This window comes from Bradyrhizobium iriomotense, from assembly GCF_018129405.1.
Lineage (GTDB): Bacteria > Pseudomonadota > Alphaproteobacteria > Rhizobiales > Xanthobacteraceae > Bradyrhizobium > Bradyrhizobium iriomotense_B.
Genome location: NZ_JAFCLP010000004.1, coordinates 192,259 through 211,326, shown reverse-complemented (window position 1 = coordinate 211,326; position 19,068 = coordinate 192,259). Strand labels below are relative to the sequence as shown.

Genomic DNA, 19,068 nt, shown 5'->3' with positions numbered 1-19,068 from the left:
GATTCGTCACGCGACCGTGCTATCGACCCGCGTCAACCCCACCGATGGGCTCCGATTCTCCGGCGATGCCGCAAGGTACGCCGAGGGCGGCGCTCATCCATAGCTATTTGCGGCAGGGCCGCAGGAAGGAGTTGGCAGATGGCCACGGTGCAACTTCAAGGCATCCGCGAAGCCTTTACGTTCGACGACGTGCTGTTGAAGCCGGGCCTTTCGGACGTCATGCCGGGCGAGGTCGACATCCGCTCCCGCGTCACCCGCGCCATTCCGCTCAACATCCCGATCATGGCCTCCGCGATGGACACGGTCACCGAAGCCCGCATGGCGATCGCCATGGCGCAGGCCGGCGGCCTCGGCGTCATCCACCGCAATTTCGATCCCGAAGGGCAGGCCGCACAGGTGCGGCAGGTCAAGCGCTACGAGTCGGGCATGGTGGTGAACCCGCTCACCATCAGTCCCGAGGCCAGCCTCGACGACGCGCTCAAGCTGATGAGCGACCACGGCATCTCCGGCATTCCCGTCGTCACCGGCGCCGGCAAGAATACGCCCGGCAAGCTGGTCGGCATCCTCACCAACCGCGACGTGCGCTTTGCCACCGACCGCCGGCAAAAAGTCTCCGAGCTGATGACGCATGAGGGGCTCGTCACGGTGCGCGAGAATGTCAGCCAGGACGAGGCGCGGCGGATGCTGCACCAGCATCGCATCGAGAAGCTGCTGGTGGTCGACGAGCAATATCGCTGCGTCGGCCTGATCACCGTGAAAGACATGGAGAAGGCGGTCGCCCATCCGCTCGCCTGCAAGGACGCGCAGGGGCGCCTGCGCGTCGCCGCTGCCACCACGGTCGGCGACACCGGCTTCGAGCGGACTGAGCGGCTGATCGATGCCGGCGTCGATCTCGTCGTGGTCGACACCGCGCACGGCCATTCCCGCCACGTGCTTCATGCGGTCAACCGCATCAAGCGCCTCTCCAATTCCGTGCAGGTCGTTGCCGGCAACGTCGCCACCACTGAAGGCGCGCAGGCGTTGATCGATGCAGGCGCGGACTGCATCAAGGTCGGCATCGGCCCGGGCTCGATCTGCACCACCCGCATCGTCGCCGGCGTCGGCGTTCCCCAGCTCACCGCGATCATGGATGCTGTGGAAGCGGCGAAGAAGTCCGACATCCCCGTCATCGCCGACGGCGGCATCAAATATTCCGGCGACCTTGCCAAGGCGCTCGCCGCCGGCGCCGACATCGCCATGGTCGGCTCGCTGCTCGCCGGCACCGATGAGACGCCGGGCGAAGTGTTCCTGTGGCAGGGCCGTTCCTACAAGGCCTATCGCGGCATGGGCTCGGTCGGCGCGATGGCGCGCGGATCTGCCGACCGCTACTTCCAGCAGGACATCAAGGACACGCTCAAGCTCGTGCCCGAAGGCATCGAGGGGCAGGTGCCCTACAAGGGGGCGGTCGGCCACGTCATGCACCAGCTCGCCGGCGGCTTGCGCGCCGCGATGGGCTATGTCGGCGCCAAGGACATGAAGGAACTGCACGAGAAGGCGAACTTCGTCCGCATCACCGGCGCGGGCCTGCGCGAAAGCCACGTCCACGACGTGGCCATCACGCGCGAGTCCCCGAACTATCCGGGCGGGGGTTAGTTACTCCACCCACCGCTGTCATGCCCCGGCTTGCCGTCTTCGCTAAAGCTCCGGCGGGCCGAGCACCCTTGTGGCCCCGGCGTAGCCTTGGCGGAGACGGGACCGGGGCATCCAGTACGCCGCGGCTTCTCGGCTCAACAACGACCGCCTCTGGAATACTGGATCGCCCGATCAAGTCGGGCGATGACAGTGAGTATGTGGTGCGAGCTTCGTCGACTTCGTCATTGCGAGGAGCCCTTGCGACGAAGCAATCCAGCCCTTTTGTGTTGACGCGGCTGGATTGCTTCGCTTCGCTCGCAATGACAGAAAAGTGGAGGAAGCCATGTCCCAAGGCAAACGCATCGTTCTCGCCGCACGTCCCGTCGGCGAGCCCAAGCCGTCTGATTTCCGCATCGAGGAATTCGCCGTTCCAACGCCGGGGCAGGGCGAAGTCCTGCTACGCACGATCTGGCTGTCGCTCGATCCCTATATGCGCGGGCGCATGAGCGAGGGGCCGTCCTACGCCGCGCCGGTGCCGATCGGCGGCGTGATGGAGGGCGAGGCGGTCAGCGAGGTCGCGGCCTCCAACAATCCTGACTTTGCCAAAGGCGACATCGTGCGCATCCGTTCCGGCTGGCAAACGCATGCGATCTCGAACGGCAAGGGCCTGATCAAGGTCGATCCGAAGCTCGGCCCGATCTCGACCTCGATCGGTGTGCTCGGCATGCCCGGCATGACGGCGTATACGGGCCTGCTCGACATCGGTAAGCCGCAACCGGGCGAGACCGTCGTCGTCGCCGGTGCCTCCGGTGCGGTCGGCTCGGCCGTCGGCCAGATCGCCAAGATCAAGGGCGCACGCGCGGTCGGCATCGCCGGTGGCAAGGACAAGTGCGACTACGTGAAGAAGGAGCTCGGCTTCGACGAGTGTCTCGATCATCGCGAAACCGATTTTCCGGCCAAGCTGAAATTCGCGTGCCCGAAGGGGATCGACGTCTATTTCGAGAATGTCGGCGGCGCCGTGTTCGAGGCGGTGTTCCCGCTGCTCAATCCGTTCGCGCGCGTGCCGGTCTGCGGCCTGATCGCCCATTACAACGACACCGAGGCCAAGCCCCCGAGATGGGCCGCCAGCATGATGCGTGCGACCCTGACCAAGCGGCTGACCTTCCGCGGCTTCATCGTCTCCGACTTCGCCGCCCGCCACGGCGACTTCCTGCGCGACATGTCCGCCTGGGTTCGCGACGGCAAGGTCAAGTACAAGGAGTTCGTGACCGAGGGCCTGGAAAGCGCCCCCGCCGCCTTCATGGGCCTGCTGAAGGGTGCCAATTTCGGCAAGCAGCTGGTACGTGTGGGGCCGGACAAGGTCTAGGGCGACAGGGAATGGGACTCCCGTTGCGCCGCAGACACATGCCGGCTGGGGATGGTTAAGAAAGAGTCACCAATCGGTCACACCTGCCCGCAAAAGCCGCAGGTGTGACCGCCTGTTCATTGACGGGCCGGCGAAGGCATTGAATCATCGCGCATATTTTGGGTGTTGCGATGTTAGAGATTGTTCTTTTCTGCGTAATTCTCCTGGCCGCCGGCTATTGGGCGACGATGTTCGTCATGGGCCGCCGCGACGACGTCATCCATGGCAAGTTCGTTCATGCCGACGAGGAGGGCGATTTCACGCCAGCCGCGATGCCGGCGCCGCCGCCGTTCCCGAAGCGTCCGGTGAAAGCTGCGCAGCCCGCCAGTGTCCAGCCCGTGCTCCCAGAGGCCAAGCCCGTGAACAGCGCGGCGCTGCAATCCCTGCTGGCTGCGATTCAGCAGGATCTCAAGAGCGTCGCTTAAATCGCAACGCTCAGACGCTGCCGCGCTCGATCAGGGACAGTTCGACCGCAAGCCGTTGCTCGGCTGCCGGTGCACCGGAGAGCCGCGCCAGGAGCAATTCCCCCGCAATGCGCCCCAGGGCCGCCGCATCGAAGGAGATGGTGGTGAGACCGGGCGTGATCTGATCGGCGACGTCGTTGTCGCCGAAGCCGAGCACGGCGAGATCGCGCGGCACGGAAAGGCCGCGGGCGCGGGCCTCGATCAGCGCGCCGGTCGCGAGCAGGTCGTTGGCGCAGAACACGGCATCGACGTCGCCGCCGCGGTCGAGCAGGGCGGTGAAGGCGGCACGGCCGTCGACGAGGCCCGTGATCTCACCGACACCGATCTCATGAACGATTTCGAGGCCCAACTGCTTCGCCGCGGCACGAAACCCGTCACGGCGCAACGCGCCACGGCCGCTGCTGCGGCCGATGAAGGCGACGCGGCGATGTCCGGCCTCGGCCAGCCGGCGTGCCGCCATCGCGCCGGCATCCGCATTGGGCAGGCCGACCAGCATGTCGATGGGATCGCGCGGAAACGCCCAGGTCTCGATCACGGGAATGCCGAGCTCGGCGAGCGCTGTGCGGTTCTCCTCGAGCTCGATGACGCCGGTGAACATCACTGCGGCGGGGCGGATGCCGCGCAGCGACTGGATCATCGCGACCTCCTTGGCATAGGAGTAGGAGGTCTGGCCGACCAGCACCTCAAAACCTTCCGGCTCCAGCGTCGCGGCAAAGCTGCGCACCGCGAGGCCAAACTGCTGGCTCAGGATGTTGGAGACGAAGGCGACGACGACATTCGACCGTCCCGAGCGCAGCGCGCGCGCATGCGGGTTGGAGGCATAGCCGGTCGCCTCGATCACCTCGAGGATGCGGTCTCGGGTCTTGCGATTGACCTTCTCGGGATGGCGCAGCACCCGCGACACCGTGATCGGCGCGACGCCGGCACGCTCCGCCACTTCCTCGATGCGCGGCGGCCGTCCGGTCGCATTGCTGCGGCCGGGCGGCGCCGGAATGCGCACGACGTCGTCATAGCTCGGCTTGGCCGGATCGGTCATCGATTCTCGAGATTAATCGAAGTCGGTGTCGTCGCCAAAGTTCAGCGCGCAGGCAACTCCTCACGCGACAGCGCGCGGCCGACCTGGACCAGGCAGTCGCCGCTCTGGCTGTCGGTGTGCAGGCGCTGCGAGATCACAATGCCGTCGGCGGGGAAGCGCAGCACCTCTTCGGCAAGCTCGGGACGCTCGAAGTCGTGATACCAGCCGGCGATGTCGCCCGCCTTGACCCGCGCACCGACGGTGACAGCAGGCTCGAACCAACCGCGGCGCGTCGCGAATACCGCCTGGGCATGGCTCCGCAGGGCCAGCAGCTCGGTGGCGCGCTCGACCGGCGCATGCGGCCCCAGCACGGGCGCCTGGACCAGGCCAAGCGCGAGCAGCAACCGGTCGACCGCGCGCGCGGTGAACGCCATGGTCTGCGGCGTGACGGTGCCGCCACCGCCGAATTCACCGGAGAGGCCAATCGCGCCGGCGCGTGCGGCCGCCGCCATCGACGTCGGCGCTGTCGCGCCGTTCTCGGCGACGAAGGCGAAGGGCATCCCGAGCCCTTCCATCAGGCGCAGCGCGTGGCCGAACATCTCGGGCGGTCCTTGCCGCTCGATCAGCGCGCAAGGCACGTGCGCCATGGAGGTGCCGCCGGAATGGATGTCGAAGACGACGTCGTGGCGCGGAAACAGCTCGTGCTCGAGGAAATGCGCAAGCCGGAAGGTCGGTGTGCCCGCGGCATCGCCGGGGAAGGCGCGGTTGAGATTGCCTTCGTCGAGCGGCGAGCGGCGGCGCGCCGCCATCACCGCGGGCAGGTTGGCGAAGGGCAGGATGGTGATCTCGCCCTTGATGTCCTTCGCATCTAACCGGCGATACAGCCGCGTCAGCGTGATCTCGCCCTCATATTCGTCGCCGTGATTGCCGGCCATCAACAGCAGTTTTGGCCCGGCGCCGTTCTTGATCCGGAAGATCGGGATCTTGAGCTGGAAGTAGGGGGAGCGATCGATCGAGAAGGGGATGCCGAGATGGCCGGACCATTTCTGGTCCTTCTCGAAGTCGATCTCGTGAAAAAGTCCGGTATGCATGGGAGGCCTCGAGGCCGCGCCGTTGCCGGCGCCGGCCGAAGGTTGGAAGTGGTCTTTACAGCAACGCGACCGCGGTCATCTCGACGCGCAAATCGGGATCGGCGAGGCGGGCTTCGACGCAGGCGCGCGCCGGCGGATTGGCCGGATCGATCCAGGCGTCATAGACCGAGTTCATGGTGTCGAAGTCGGTGATGTGCGGCAGGAAGACGTTGACCGCGATCAGCTTGGAGCGGTCGGAGCCGGCCTCCTTGAGCAGCGCGTCGATCTTGGCGAGCACCTGCTGGGTCTGCGACACGATACCCGCCTTGCGGTCATCGGCGACCTGGCCTGCGATGTGCACCATGCCGCCTGCGGCGACGGCCTGGCTCATGCGCGAGCCGACGACATAACGTTTGATCATCTCAATTCTCCTCGTGAAGACCGGCTCCCGCATGACGCGGGAGCCGCGCGTGAATTCACAGCGTCGGCAGCGACTGCTCTTCCTTGAACCACTTCAGCTGAAGAGCGCCGAGCTTGCCGTTGAGCTTGTTGAAGAAGATGTCGGTGTTGATCCAGTTGAGCAGGTTCTGCTCGCCTTGGCGCACGCCGACATGGGCCGGCGACTGGCGGATCAGGAACTTCAGCTCGACCTCCTTGGTCGGGTTCTGGTCCTGCACCTTCAGCGCGATGGCGCTGTTCTCCGCAAACGTGTCGGCCTGTCCGGCGAGATAGGCCGCAATTGCGGCCGGCGTGTCCTCGAAGCGCACCAGCTTCACCTTCGGCGCGTTATCGGTGAGCCAGACGTCGAGCGTCGTGCCCTTGGCGACGGCAACCGTTCGGCCCTCCAGATTGTCGGGCTTCTTGCCTGTTGCCGCTGGAATCGACTTGGCGCCATAAACGCCGAGATTCACTACCGCATATGGCTGCGAGAACATCACCTGCTGGGCGCGCTCGGGCGTGGCGCCGAGACCAGCGATCAAAATGTCGAGCTTGTCCGAGAGCAGGCTCGGGATGCGGGCCGCGCCCGTCACCGGCACGAGCTCGAGCTTCACGCCCATGTCGGCCGCGATCAGCTTGGCAAGATCGGCGTCAAGGCCCGCGATCTCACCCTTGTCGTCCTTGAAGCCCCAGGGTGCGGCGTCGGTGAGAATGCCGACCCGAATTTTTCCTGAGCCGAGCACGTCCTGGAGCTTGTCGGCGTTGGCGAGATTCGGCGCGGCGAGAACGGCAAGTGCCGCGGCTGCGATGGTGAAGAAGGACTTCAACTTTCTCATAGCTCTCTCCTGGTGGCGGATTGGTGGACGATGGTCATTTCGCGGAAGCGATGAAGCTTGCGAGCTCGGGGGTTTCAGGGTTGGCGAACAGTTTTGCCGGCGGTCCCTGTTCCCAGACGCGGCCCTGGTGCATGAAGACGATGCGGTTGGCGACGTTGCGGGCAAAGCCCATCTCGTGGGTGACCAGGATCATGGTCATGCCCTGCTTCGCCATCGCCTCCATCACCTTCAGGACTTCGCCGACCAGCTCGGGGTCGAGCGCCGAGGTCACCTCGTCGAACAGCATCAGGTGAGGCGCCATGGCCAGACACCGCGCGATCGCAACGCGCTGCTGCTGGCCGCCGGAGAGCTGCTCCGGCCAGGCGTCGATCTTGTCGGCGAGGCCGACGCGGGTGAGCACGTCCGCGGCCAGCGCACGGGCTTTCGCCTTCTCGATGCGGCCGGTGAGGAGCGGGGCGAGCGTGATGTTGCGCTCGACCTTCAGATGCGGAAACAGATTGAAGGCCTGGAACACGATGCCGACGCGCTGACGGAATTTCTTCAGGTCCGGCATCCTGGCGTGGACCTTCTGGCCCTCGACGCGGATCTCGCCGGAATCGACGCTCTCCAGCGCATTGATGCAGCGGAGCAGCGTCGACTTGCCCGAGCCGGAGCGGCCGATGATGGTGACGATCTCGCCTTCCTCGACATCGAGCGAGACGCCCTTGAGCACCTCGACCTTACCGAATGTCTTGTGCACGTCGCGGATTTCAACGAGAGCCATCGAGGCGGGCCTCCAGGGAGCGGGACCAGAGCGTGAGCGGCAGGCACAGCGCGAAATAGATCGCGGCGACCAGCGCGTAGGTGAGCAGCGGCTGGAACGTCGCCGCGCTCACCACCTGTCCGGCGCGGGCGAGCTCGACGAAGCCGAGGATCGAGGCGAGCGAGGTGCCCTTGATGAGCTGCACCAGGAAGCCGACGGTCGGCGGCAGCGACAGCCGCAGCGCCTGCGGCGCGATGATGTGGCGGAACTGCTGCCAGGCAGAGAGGCCGAGACAGGCGCCGGCCTCCCACTGCGCCTGCTTCACGGCCTCCAGCCCGCCGCGCCAGATCTCGCCGAGGAAGGCGGCGGTGTAGAGCGTGTAGGCGACGGTCACGGCGACAAGCGCCGGCACCTGAATGCCGAGGAAAACGGGCATGCCGAAATAGAAGAAGAACAACAGCCCGAGCAGCGGCACGCTCTGGATCACCTGGATGCAGGCCGCCATCGCCCAGCGCAGACCGGCGAATCGGCTGATGCGGCCGAGCGCGAGCCCCAGCGCCAATGGCGCGCCGAAGGCGAGCGCGAGCACGACGAGCGCGACGGTCCAGCGCAGCGCCGCGAACAGCGAGACGAAGTCGATGAGGGAGAAGGATCGCATCGCTTGTCCCTCAGCGCCGCCGCGGCCAGCGGAAGGCGGCGAGACCAATGACGGCGAACAGCGCCTTGAACGACATCGCCATCGCGAAATAGACCGCGCAGATCACCGCATAGACCTCGAAGCTGCGATAGGTGCGGCTCTCGATGAAGCCGGCGACGTGAAACAGCTCGTCGGCCGCGACCTGCGAGGCGAGCGAGGTGCCGAGCAGCAGCAGCACGAACTGGCTGGTGACGGCCGGATAGGCGTTGCGCAGCGCCGGCGGCAGGATGATGTGGCGAAACACCTGCCAGCCTGAGAGACCGAGGCACTGGCCGGCTTCGACCTGGCTGCGGGGAATGGAATCGAGGCCGGCACGGATGATCTCGACCGAATAGGCGCCGAAATACAGCGACAGCGCGACGGCGGCGGCCTCGAAGGCCGGCAGCTTCAGGCCGAAGTTCGGCAGCACGAAGAAGACGATGAAGATCTGGATCAGCGAGGGCGTGTTGCGGAACAGCTCGATGTAACCGCGTACCAGCCAGCGCAGCGGCGTGATGCGCCCCTTTAGCGCGACCGCGCCGGCGATGCCGATCACCAGCCCGGCCAGCGCCGAGATCACCGTCAGCTCCAGGGTGACGATGGCGCCGTCGATGAGCTGGTTCTGGTAGCGCCACAGCGGCAGGAAGTTCATCGCGCCGCTCTCAGCCGAACTGGGTGGGAAGGGCGCGCGTCACGACGCCGTCGGCGTCGAGGCCGAAGATGACGCGCCAGCGGTCGAGACAGGTGCAGGGATGCGAGATGCCGAAGGCGATGATGTCGCCGACGGCCAGCGCGGAGTCGGGCGCGACCGAGAGGAACGCATGCTGGTCGTTGAGGCGGGTCACTGTGAGGGCAGCAGTGAGCCCTTGCTGCTCGACGCCGTCGCGGAATACGCGCAAGGGCACAGGCAGTCCCTGGTCGAAGGAGGCATCGCGCATGCCGAAGCCGGCAATCGCAAGCCCGTCCTCGGGCCGCGACAGCACCTCGGCCCAAAGCGTCAGCGCGGGACGAAAGCCCTCCACGGCGGAGTGGCGCAGGCCGTCGATGAGGGGGCCGCCGCGCCGATCGATCTCGGCGAAGGCCCGCGCATAGATGCCGTGGTCGGCGAAGAACAGCGCGCCGGAGCGCAGGATGACGCTGGCATTGCCGTCGGCCTGCGCCACCGGCGCCAGCGCGTGCGCGACGATATCGAAATAGGCGGAGCCGCCGGCGCTCATGATCAACGGCCGCTGCGAAGCGGCGGCGCGCACCAGTGCAAACGTCTCGATGGTGCGCTCCAGCAGCGCTGCGATGGCGCGCATAGTCGCGTCGGTATCGGACGTTGCGGCCGCGCCCTCATAGGTCGCGACGCCGCCGAGGACGAGCCGATCGGCGGCGAGCACGGCTGCGAGCGTCGCCTCGACCGCGGCGCGGTCGCGCGCACCGGCGCGGCCCGCACCGAGCTCGACCAGCACCGACAATTCGCTGCGGCCTGCGATCCGCGCTGCTTCAGCGAGCGCTGCGACCGCGGCCGGTGAATCCGCAAAGGCGTGAAATTCCACATCGGGATGGGCGCCGAGCAGCCCGCCGAGGCGTCGGCCGGCGGCGAGCCCGCCGATCTCGTTGGCCAGCAGCAGGCGCCGCTCGCCGCTCGCGAGCAGCACGGCGGCCTGCTGGATGTTGGCAACCGTCGTGCCCCAGGCACCGGCTGCGCGTAGCGAGCGCGCGAGCTCCGGCGACATCGGGGTCTTGGCGTGGGGCGCGACGCTGACGCCGGCGCTCGCGCACCATTTCAGGAAGAGGTCGCGGTTGGCCGCGAAGGCGGCCTCATCAAGGGTGAGGGCGGGCAGGGCGAGATCGCCGCGCGAAGGCGACCAGCGCTGGCTGCCGATGTCCTCAGCGGCCACGCCATCGACCAGGGGAATGCCCCGAATGGTCGTCGAAAGGCGTTGGCTATCCCACCGGGACAAGAACTGCATCGTCGCTCCCTCAGCGGCCCTCGACCGCTGGAACGAACGATATGTTCGAATGACAACGTTGTCATTAGCGAAATCTGGCCATCATGGGGACAAGTTCGAGGCAATGAGGTATTTAGATAAGGATTTGTGCCCGCGAATTGAGCTAGTGCCCGCCGCCCATCTGGGCGAGGACTTCCTCGATGTCGATATCGGCTTGGCCGGCCGCCCTGAGGTGGCGGACTTCAAAACTGTCGCGTCGGAAGCGATACTCGACGAGGCCGGTCTCCTTGATCGCGATGCGGTCCTGGCGCGCGTCGTTGATCCTGAAGCCGACCGACGGCGCCCAGACGTGGCGGGTGTGACGATAAGTGAAGTCGCGCCGCTGATGCACGTGACCGCTGGCGATGAGGCGCAGATCGAGGCGCGCGAACATCTCGATCAGCCGGGCACGCGCCGGCTGCGGCACGTAGCGGATCGAGGTTTCCGGCGTCTCGGGATCATCGGGCAGATTGAGAAACAGCGGCTTGTGCAGGAACAGCGCGACCGGCCTGCCGTTCACGCGCGAGATCTCCTGAGCCAGCCAGTCGAACTGCTCGGCCTCGAAGGCGAGGCCTGAATTCATCACCAGCGTGTTGAGGCCGATGAAGCGCCAGCCCGCGGCTTCGAACGACCAATGGTCCTCGCCGATGATCTCGCAGAATTGCCGGCGATGCGCTTCGTTGACCGGCGGCTTCGGCGCGGGACCGATCGCGGTCGGATTGTCGCCGATGTCGTGATTGCCGGGGATGTAGCGGCAGGCAACGGGCAGGGCGTCGTGCAGGCCTTTGGCGAATTCGACATCGTCGCGGCTGGTCGGGCCGTCGAAGGAGACGTCGCCGGTGTTGATGACGAGGTCGGGTCGCTCAGTGTCGATGTGTTCGCAGACACGATGGAAGTTCGCGATCAGGCCGGGAAAGCGCCGGCCGAGATGGGTGTCGGAAATCTGCGTGAGGCGAAATTCGGACATGGGCCGATCATAGGCCGGGCCACGCGTCGGAACGATGACGGCACGCCACGTTTCGCGACCGAACAAAGTTTAAAGCACGCGATAGCGGATCGTGTAGGCGTCCTGCGGGGCGACGCTGCCGGCCAGCGGCGAAGCGATGCGGTCGGCGAGGTGCCAGGGGCCGAACTCTACGGAGCGATGCGGCTCGGCGGGCAGACGCAGGCGGAATTCGAACGTGCCCTTGCCGGGCAGGTTCACGACCAGCACGCGGTCCGCGGTGCGATGGTTGAGCGCGACCGCGCCGCGCAGCACTGCGCGACCGTCGGCGAGGTCGCGCACGCCGCCAACCAAGGCCAGTGTCTGGTTGCGGTCGGTGTGCAGCTCGATCTGGCTGTCGGTCACCGCGGTCAGCGTCTCCCGGGGCATGCGGATCTCGAACTCGACCGCAGGCTTGGACGGGTTGAGGCCGAGATAGGCGAGCGCGGCGTGGCGCATGTCGTAGGCGGCAAAGGCGAGGAGGACGACGGCGGCGAGTGCGGCGAGGCCATGCCTGACCACGTCCTGCCACGTTCGGTAGCTCAGGCGGAAATACACCGTCATCGCCAGCGCCACCGCGAGCGCCGTGGCGATGCCAGCCAGCGCCGACATCAGGATGCCGAGCTGGCCGTCAGCGGATTCGGCGAAAGTGCCGATCAGGCCGGCAATCTGGCTGGAGAGGGTGTTCATGGCGGTCGCTCGCCTTGCGCCCCGAAACGGGGCGAAATTGCTTTAACAATCGGTGGTTGGTCGCAAGAGCGGGAACACCGGTTCAACTCGCTGATTGTCAGCGTCAGAAGTCGCGGCTAATGACGGTCCGCGGCGATCCGCGATTTACGGGAAAGTTCCGATGTCCGTCCAAATGGTCCTGCTGCCTGTCTTCGTGCAGGTCGGTCTCACCTTCGCGCTCCTGATCGGGATGGTGTTCGCGCGCCGCCGCTCGCTGGTCTCGGGCGAGACCAAGATCCGCGACATTGCACTCGGCGAGCCGAACTGGCCCAAGGACGCCACCCAGGTCGGCAATTGCTACCGCAACCAGTTCGAGCTGCCGGTGCTGTTCTACGCCCTGATCGCGCTGGCGCTGCCCTTGCGCCATGCCGATCTCTTCATCGTGCTGATGTCCTGGGTGTTCGTGGTGGCGCGCTTTGCCCATGCCGGCGTGTTCGTCTCCTCCAACGATCTCGGCCGCCGCTCCACGATCTGGCTCGCCGGCGCGCTGGTGCTGCTGGCGATGTGGATCTACTTCGCGCTGAGAATGCTCTTGGTGATCTAGGCGCTTAGACGCCAATCCTGACCTGAAAGATTCAAATGACCCCCGCTGCCCGGCTGTCCGCAGCCATTGAACTGATCGAGACCATCGAGAAAGACCGCGTGCCCGCGGCCAAGGCGCTGAAGGAGTGGGGCACCGCGCACCGCTTCGCCGGCTCGGGCGACCGCGCCGCCATCGCCGGCCTCGTCTGGGACGTGCTGCGCCGCTACGCCTCGAGCGCCTTCCTCATGGACGCCGACACCGCACGCGCCAGGCTGATCGGCATGCTCCGCCTCGAACGCGACATGGACACGGCCACCATGTCCGCGCTGTTCGACGGCAGCCGCTTTGCGCCGGCGCCGCTGACGGAAGCAGAGCAGGCCGCGCTCAGCCAGCGCTCCCTGAAGGACGCCCCGGCTTCCGTCGCCGGCGACTACCCGGAATGGCTCGATCCGCACTTCGCAAAAGTGTTCGGCGAGGAGCGCGCGGCGGAGGCCGCTGCGATGGCGAGCCGGGCGCCGCTCGACTTGCGCGTCAACACGCTAAAATCCAATCGCGACAAGGTGCTGAAGGCGCTTGCTCATCTTCATGCGAAACCGACGCCGTGGTCGGCAACCGGCGTGCGTATCGAGCTTTCGGCCGATGCGCGCAACCCCGGCATCCAGGCGGAAGAGGATTTCATCAAGGGCGGAATTGAAGTGCAGGATGAGGGATCGCAGCTTGCGGCCCAGGTCACCGCGGCAAAACCCGGCGAGCAGGTGATCGATCTCTGCGCCGGTGCCGGCGGCAAGACGCTGGCGCTCGCCGCCCTGATGCAGGGCAAGGGCCGGCTGATCGCGACCGACCGCGACAAGCGCCAGCTCGCCCCGATCCACGAGCGCCTGTCGCGCGCCGGCGTCCACAATGCCGATATCCGCACGCCCAAGGGCGAGGCCGATCCGCTGGCCGACATCCGCAGCAGCGCCGACCTCGTCGTGATCGACGCGCCCTGCACGGGAACCGGAACCTGGCGCCGCAACCCCGACGCCAAATGGCGCATGCGCCCGGGCGCGCTGGAGATCCGCCTGCGCGACCAGGCCGAGGTGCTCGCGCGCGCGGTTCCCCTGGTCAAGCCGGGCGGCCGCATCGCCTACATTACCTGCTCGGTGCTGTCGGAAGAGAACGGCGAGCAGGTGAGGGCATTCGTCGGCCGCCATCCCGAGTTCGCGGTGGTGCCGCCCGAGCAGACCGCCAGCGTGCTCTGGGACAAGGCCCAGGCTTTTGCCGACGCCGCGCTGCAGTCGGCCGAGGGCTGGCAGATGACGCCGCGCCGCACGGGAACCGACGGGTTTTTCGTCTCGGTGTTGAAAAAGGTCTCGTAGGGTGGGCCAAGGCGCGCCCTTTGCGCGCCGTACCCACCATCTCTCAATCATCTGCGAAAGACGTGGGCACGCTTCGCTTTGCCCACCCTACGGCACCACAACGCCGATGATCGACGTTGTCATCCCAGGATTCAAAACAAAAGCCCCGCAGACCGGTCCCGGTCGCGGGGCTTTCGAGTTCTGGCGTTCTGCCGGTACGTCCGCGGTCAGAACGTTGCGCTGGCGATTAGCCGACGCGGAGATTGTCAGCCGACGACTTGCCGCTGCGGCGGTCGGCGACGATGTCGAACGAGACCTTCTGACCCTCGTTGAGGGAGGAGAGGCCAGCGCGCTCGACGGCGCTGATGTGCACGAACACGTCCTTCTGGCCGTCGTCCGGCTGGATGAAACCATAACCCTTTTGGGTGTTGAACCACTTCACGGTGCCCATAGCCATGGGAATTTCCTTTGGTTAGTTAGAGACAGTACGCACGTGGACCGGTACGCGACGCTGCGCCCATAGCCCTGATGAGTCGATGTTTTGGAGAAATCATCTGAAGCGTGCGCGCCTGTCTTAGACGAGGCGAAGCGGCCCAGTCGTTCGGCCAAGTATCGATGATCACAATATAGCGAGATAATTGGACTTCTTCAAGGCACCACCCGTGGCCCGGCACGTCGCGCTGGTTTTCTATTTTGCGGTGCAAATACACCGCGAGTCAGCCCTCAATCGACGATGAACAGCGTCGCGCCTGACGCCGTCGAGGACCGGTGCGCGGCGTCGCCGAAGTCCGAAACCTGGTAGCTCATGCCCGCCGTCAGCTTGAACTTGCGGCCGTCGCGAAGTTCCGAATCGAGCTCGCCCTTGACCACGAAAATGACGTGGCCGCGGTCGCACCAATGGTCGGCGAGATAGCCCGGCGAATACTCGACCATCCGCACCCGGAGATCGCCGATATTGAGCGTGCGCCATGTGGCCTGCCCGGTCTCGCCGGCATGCGTGGTCGGCGCAACCTTGCTCCAGTCGGTGACGGTGAAGGGGGAGGTCGGGAGTTTCATCGGGGGATCCTGTCTAAGAGCCGGCGGGCGCAGTGTTAGCGCACGCGCGTGCCGCAGTCTCCGTCATTGCGAGCGCAGCGAAGCAATCCAGTAATGCATCCGCAGCGACAGTCTGGATTGCTTCGCGGAGCCTGTCATCGGGCCGCGCTTTGCGCGGACCCGTTGGCTCGCAATGACGCTTGCGGCACGCTCGCGCCTCACTCTCACTGTCATCGCCCGACTTGATCGGGCGATCCAGTATTCCAGAGGCCGCGCCGCGATGCGGAGAAGCCGCGGCGTACCGGATTCCCCGCCTTCGCGGGGAATGACGGCGGTGGGTGGGGCCGCACCGGCCAACGCAGCGAGCCCTCAATGCACCAAATGGTTCGCCGACCCCTGCACGATCAGCCCCGCATCGTTCACCCGCAGATACTCGCAGATCTTCTTGCCCCGCTCGTTCGCATAGAACACCACGACACTGTCCGGGCTGACGAACACATCGATCAGCGAAAAGTGCAGCCCCGGCAGCAGCCCCAGCGCCTTGCCCCAATACGCCCGCAGGCTCTCCTTTCCGCGCACCGTTCCGCTGGCGTCGAAGCCCAGCACGGGAATCCGGTCCGAGGTCATCACGGCCGCCTCGTCATAGAGCGCGAGCACGCGTTCGAGATCCCGCGCGTTCCAGGCCTCGACCCAGGTCCGGCCGAGCGCGGCCAACATTGATGGCTGATGATGCTGTGACATGAGCATTCTCCCTGATTGACCCCTGTTTCCTGTTGGGGCAAATTAGGTCAATAATACTGACATATATTGATTTGTCTATGCCCAAAGAAGAATGTGGGCGCGCGAGCCAGCGCGGTTGCGGGCGGGGGCTCCGTCGCGTATCTGCTTGCCATGACAGCAGCACAGAACGACCGCTCCGCGTCGACGCCCTCATTGGCCTCGGCGCATGACAAGATTCTCATCGTCGACTTCGGCAGCCAGGTGACGCAGCTGATCGCGCGTCGCGTGCGCGAGGACGGCGTCTATTGCGAGATCGTCCCGTTCAACAAGGCAGAAAGCGCCTTCAACGAGATGAAGCCGAAGGCGGTGATCCTCTCCGGCGGTCCGGAATCGGTCCACGAGGCCGGCTCGCCCCGCGCCCCGCAACTGATCTTCGATTCCGGCGTGCCGGTGATGGGCATCTGCTACGGCCAGATGACCATGGCCGCGCAGCTCGGCGGCGAGGTCGAGGGCGGCCATCACCGCGAATTCGGCCGCGCCGATGTCGAGGTGAAGGCGCCGAGCAAGCTGTTCGAGGATGTCTGGTCGCCCGGTGGCAAGAACCAGGTCTGGATGAGCCATGGCGACCGCATCACAAAAATGCCGCCAGGCTTCTCGGTCGCCGGCACCTCGCCGAACGCGCCCTTCGCGATCATCCAGGACGAGAAGCGCAAATATTACGGCCTGATGTTCCACCCCGAAGTGGTGCACACGCCCGACGGCGCAAAACTCATCCGCAATTTCGTGCGCAAGATCGCCGGCCTCACCGGCGACTGGACCATGCGCGCCTTCCGCGAGGAGGAGATCGCAAAGATCCGCCAGCAGGTCGGCAAGGGCAGGGTGATCTGCGGCCTCTCCGGCGGCGTCGATTCAGCGGTGGCGGCCGTGCTGATCCACGAGGCCATCGGCGACCAGCTCACCTGCGTCTTCGTCGATCACGGCCTGCTGCGTCTCGACGAAGCCAAGACCGTCGTCGACCTGTTCCGCCACCACTACAACATCCCGCTCGTGCACGTGGATGCCTCCAAGCAATTCCTCGGCGAGCTCGAAGGCGTCAGCGATCCCGAAACCAAGCGCAAGACCATCGGCCGCCTCTTCATCGAGGTGTTCGAAGCTGAGGCCAAGAAGATCGGCGGCGCCGACTTCCTCGCGCAAGGCACGCTCTACCCCGACGTGATCGAGAGCGTCTCCTTCACCGGCGGCCCCTCGGTCACCATCAAGTCGCACCACAATGTCGGCGGCCTTCCCGAGCGCATGAACATGAAGCTCGTCGAGCCCCTGCGCGAACTGTTCAAGGACGAGGTGCGCAAGCTTGGCCGTGAGCTCGGCCTGCCCGAAATCTTCGTCGGTCGCCACCCGTTCCCGGGCCCGGGCCTTGCCATCCGCTGCCCCGGCGACATCACCAGGGATAAGCTCGACATCCTGCGCAAGGCGGACGCCGTCTACATAGATCAGATCCGCAAGCACGGCCTCTACGACGAGATCTGGCAGGCCTTCGCCGTGCTGCTCCCGGTCAAGACCGTCGGCGTCATGGGCGACGGCCGCACTTACGATTATGTGGTCGGCCTCCGCGCCGTCACCTCCACCGACGGCATGACCGCCGACTTCTACCAGTTCGACATGAAGTTTTTGGGCGAGACGGCGACGCGCATCATCAACGAGGTGAAGGGCGTGAATAGGGTGGTGTACGACGTGACCAGCAAGCCGCCGGGGACGATCGAGTGGGAGTGAGGAAGTAATCGGCAGTCTTGGCCGCCCGGCGTGCGGCTTCGGTGAAGCGACGGTCGTGTGATGGCGCAAAGCTCCGCCCGCTTTGACATTGCGAAGGTCAAAAAACTTGCGGGTGGAAAGACCTTTGAGCGAGGCGAGGAATATTTCGAGGACGGAAGTGTCGAGATTCAGTCTCTCACTCCGCAGCGCGTCGTGGCCGAGGTTGCCGGGTCCGAGGACTACCGCACGATTCTGACGGGGCGGGGGAGCGAGATTGGCGGGAGTTGCTCTTGTCCCGCATTTGCGGAACAAGGTTTCTGCAAGCATATGGTCGCAACGGCACTTGCGGCAAATGCTGGGGGAGATAGCGCCGAAGTCGAAACGACCGACGCACGGTCGCGAATGCGCCAATACCTGAAAGGCAAGACAGCGGACGATCTGGTCGATCTGATCCTCGGCCTCGCAGAGCAGTATCCCGAGTTGCACAGCAGACTCGAGCTTCAATCGGCCGCAACGCAGGCGGACGACGAAACGCTTGGGAAGCGCTTGCGCAAGGCGATCGACGCGACAATCCGCACGCGGGGATATATCGACTACCGCGAAGCTCCGCGCTGGCAAGCCAAAGTGGAGGAGGTGCTTGAGGCTGTAGCCCAACTCGCGTCGGGACCGCGCGCTCGCGTCGCGCTTGGGTTGATCGACCATGCAATCGAGGCCATCGAAGGCAAGTTCGAGGCGATCGATGATTCCGACAGCGTGCTTGGCGAGCTGCTTTCTCAAGCGTCTGACATACATCATACGGCGGCGGAGGCCGTGCGGCCGGAGCCCATCGGGTTCGCTCGCAGCCTGTTCGAGCGAGAGACGAAGAGCGACTTCGAAACCTTTCGGGATGCCGCGGAACGGTACGCGGATGTGTTGGGTGAGCCGGGCCTGGCCGAGTACAAGCGTCTTGCGACCGCTGCGTGGGACAAGTTGCCCGCGCGTTCGAGCACGACCCGCGGGTCGTCGGAGCGGGCGGGCGGTCCTGTCCACGCGCTGCAAGGAATTCTCGACTTCTTTGCGAAACGTGAAGGTGACGTCGATGCGCGAATCGCCTTGTATGCGAAGAATCTCGAATCGCCGTGGGACTATCTCGAACTCGCGCAGATTTGCGCGTCGGAAGGGCGTGAGGACGAAGCCTTGCGGCGTGCCGAGGACGGCCTTTGGCTATTCGAGGACCGGCGGGTGGACGAACGGTTGTTGTTCTTTGCCGTGAAGCTGTTGGCGAAGGCCCGCCGCAAGCCGGAGGCGGAGGCGCATTTGTGGCGGGCATTCGAGAAACAGCCGAGCCTGGAAATATTCAAGCAGCTTCGCAAGATTGGCGGTGACCCCACGGCCGAGCGCGTTGCAGCTTTGCTGGAGGCCGGCCTTGGCCAGAAGTCAGGCAGGACGTGGCATGATCGTCCCGATCTCCTGGTCGAGATTTACATGCACGAGAAGCGGTTCGACGATGCGTGGCAGTCCGTGAACAGGTTCGGCGCCTCGTCGTACGTGAGGGAGGCGCTGGCCGAGGCTAGTGACGTCAAGTTTCCGCGCCAAGCGCTTGAGTTCTACGTCGCTGAGGTCGAGCGCCAGCTGAATGGAGCGGGGTACGAAGAAGCCATGAAGCTGATTCGCCGCATGGCGAGGTTGCGAAGCACGGCCGAGCAGGCAGCCTACGTTGCCGATCTCAAGACGCGGCATGGCCGCAAGCGCAATTTCATGAAATTGTTGGAGTGAGGCGG

At 65.5% G+C, this 19,068-nt stretch carries 20 protein-coding genes; 7 read left to right on the top strand and 13 right to left on the bottom strand.

The window, feature by feature from the left end:
- The first annotated feature begins 138 nt into the window (after positions 1-138).
- The 3 genes from guaB (at position 139) to JQ592_RS12465 (ending at position 3,441) form a co-directional block, all read left to right on the top strand.
- Complete coding sequence (gene guaB, locus JQ592_RS12475) at positions 139-1,632, top strand: IMP dehydrogenase (protein ID WP_211403149.1); 1,494 nt, start codon at positions 139-141, stop codon at positions 1,630-1,632.
- A gap of 322 nt (positions 1,633-1,954) precedes the next feature.
- Complete coding sequence (locus tag JQ592_RS12470) at positions 1,955-2,977, top strand: NADP-dependent oxidoreductase (protein WP_211403148.1); 1,023 nt, start codon at positions 1,955-1,957, stop codon at positions 2,975-2,977.
- 170 nt (positions 2,978-3,147) lie between these two features.
- A complete protein-coding gene (locus JQ592_RS12465) occupies positions 3,148-3,441 on the top strand; it encodes a hypothetical protein (protein ID WP_211403147.1) in 294 nt (97 codons plus the stop codon).
- Positions 3,442-3,451: 10 nt separating this feature from the next.
- On the opposite strand, the gene JQ592_RS12460 is transcribed toward JQ592_RS12465, so the two are convergent.
- The 10 genes from JQ592_RS12460 to JQ592_RS12415 all read right to left on the bottom strand — a co-directional run bounded on the left by JQ592_RS12460 (position 3,452) and on the right by JQ592_RS12415 (position 11,905).
- Positions 3,452-4,516 carry a LacI family DNA-binding transcriptional regulator gene (locus JQ592_RS12460; protein WP_211403146.1) on the bottom strand — a complete coding sequence of 355 codons (1,065 nt, stop codon included), beginning with the start codon at positions 4,514-4,516 and terminating at the stop codon, positions 3,452-3,454.
- Between the two features lie 41 nt (positions 4,517-4,557).
- A complete protein-coding gene (locus tag JQ592_RS12455; RefSeq protein ID WP_211403145.1) occupies positions 4,558-5,586 on the bottom strand; it encodes a succinylglutamate desuccinylase/aspartoacylase family protein in 1,029 nt (342 codons plus the stop codon).
- 55 nt (positions 5,587-5,641) lie between these two features.
- Positions 5,642-5,986 (bottom strand): RidA family protein, encoded by a 345-nt coding sequence (locus JQ592_RS12450; protein WP_018645782.1) that lies wholly within the window; start codon positions 5,984-5,986, stop codon positions 5,642-5,644.
- Between the two features lie 55 nt (positions 5,987-6,041).
- Positions 6,042-6,839, bottom strand: coding sequence for a transporter substrate-binding domain-containing protein (locus JQ592_RS12445; RefSeq protein WP_211403144.1), 798 nt, complete (start codon positions 6,837-6,839; stop codon positions 6,042-6,044).
- A 34-nt stretch (positions 6,840-6,873) separates the two neighbouring features.
- On the bottom strand, positions 6,874-7,602 hold the full coding sequence (locus JQ592_RS12440) for an amino acid ABC transporter ATP-binding protein (protein ID WP_211403143.1): 729 nt from the start codon (positions 7,600-7,602) through the stop codon (positions 6,874-6,876).
- Positions 7,589-8,239 (bottom strand): amino acid ABC transporter permease, encoded by a 651-nt coding sequence (locus JQ592_RS12435; protein WP_211403142.1) that lies wholly within the window; start codon positions 8,237-8,239, stop codon positions 7,589-7,591. Before JQ592_RS12435 ends, JQ592_RS12440 begins: the two co-directional genes overlap by 14 nt.
- A gap of 10 nt (positions 8,240-8,249) precedes the next feature.
- A complete protein-coding gene (locus JQ592_RS12430; RefSeq protein ID WP_211403141.1) occupies positions 8,250-8,909 on the bottom strand; it encodes an amino acid ABC transporter permease in 660 nt (219 codons plus the stop codon).
- A 10-nt stretch (positions 8,910-8,919) separates the two neighbouring features.
- Positions 8,920-10,215: an alanine racemase gene (locus tag JQ592_RS12425; RefSeq protein WP_211403140.1), complete on the bottom strand. Its 1,296-nt coding sequence runs from the start codon at positions 10,213-10,215 to the stop codon at positions 8,920-8,922.
- A gap of 142 nt (positions 10,216-10,357) precedes the next feature.
- Entirely contained in the window at positions 10,358-11,200 is an 843-nt protein-coding gene (locus JQ592_RS12420) for a metallophosphoesterase family protein (protein WP_211403139.1), read from the bottom strand.
- A gap of 69 nt (positions 11,201-11,269) precedes the next feature.
- Complete coding sequence (locus JQ592_RS12415) at positions 11,270-11,905, bottom strand: acriflavin resistance protein (protein ID WP_211403138.1); 636 nt, start codon at positions 11,903-11,905, stop codon at positions 11,270-11,272.
- Between the two features lie 160 nt (positions 11,906-12,065).
- Here JQ592_RS12415 and JQ592_RS12410 point away from each other — a divergent pair, with 160 nt between their 5' ends.
- A complete protein-coding gene (locus JQ592_RS12410) occupies positions 12,066-12,488 on the top strand; it encodes an MAPEG family protein (protein ID WP_211403137.1) in 423 nt (140 codons plus the stop codon).
- Positions 12,489-12,523: 35 nt separating this feature from the next.
- On the top strand, positions 12,524-13,825 hold the full coding sequence (locus JQ592_RS12405; RefSeq protein WP_211403136.1) for an RsmB/NOP family class I SAM-dependent RNA methyltransferase: 1,302 nt from the start codon (positions 12,524-12,526) through the stop codon (positions 13,823-13,825).
- A 226-nt stretch (positions 13,826-14,051) separates the two neighbouring features.
- Here JQ592_RS12405 and JQ592_RS12400 read toward each other — a convergent pair whose 3' ends face one another.
- From JQ592_RS12400 to JQ592_RS12390, 3 genes are all read right to left on the bottom strand, one after another.
- Positions 14,052-14,261 (bottom strand): cold-shock protein, encoded by a 210-nt coding sequence (locus JQ592_RS12400; RefSeq protein WP_008141931.1) that lies wholly within the window; start codon positions 14,259-14,261, stop codon positions 14,052-14,054.
- Positions 14,262-14,527: 266 nt separating this feature from the next.
- Positions 14,528-14,860 (bottom strand): DHCW motif cupin fold protein, encoded by a 333-nt coding sequence (locus tag JQ592_RS12395; protein ID WP_211403135.1) that lies wholly within the window; start codon positions 14,858-14,860, stop codon positions 14,528-14,530.
- A 348-nt stretch (positions 14,861-15,208) separates the two neighbouring features.
- Complete coding sequence (locus tag JQ592_RS12390; RefSeq protein ID WP_211403134.1) at positions 15,209-15,580, bottom strand: nuclear transport factor 2 family protein; 372 nt, start codon at positions 15,578-15,580, stop codon at positions 15,209-15,211.
- Positions 15,581-15,730: 150 nt separating this feature from the next.
- Between JQ592_RS12390 and guaA the strand changes: the two genes are divergently transcribed.
- On the top strand, positions 15,731-17,329 hold the full coding sequence (gene guaA, locus JQ592_RS12385; RefSeq protein WP_211403133.1) for a glutamine-hydrolyzing GMP synthase: 1,599 nt from the start codon (positions 15,731-15,733) through the stop codon (positions 17,327-17,329).
- 60 nt (positions 17,330-17,389) lie between these two features.
- The gene (locus JQ592_RS12380; RefSeq protein WP_211403132.1) at positions 17,390-19,063 is read left to right on the top strand and encodes an SWIM zinc finger family protein; all 1,674 of its coding nucleotides are present in this window, start codon (positions 17,390-17,392) and stop codon (positions 19,061-19,063) included.
- Positions 19,064-19,068 lie beyond the last annotated feature (5 nt).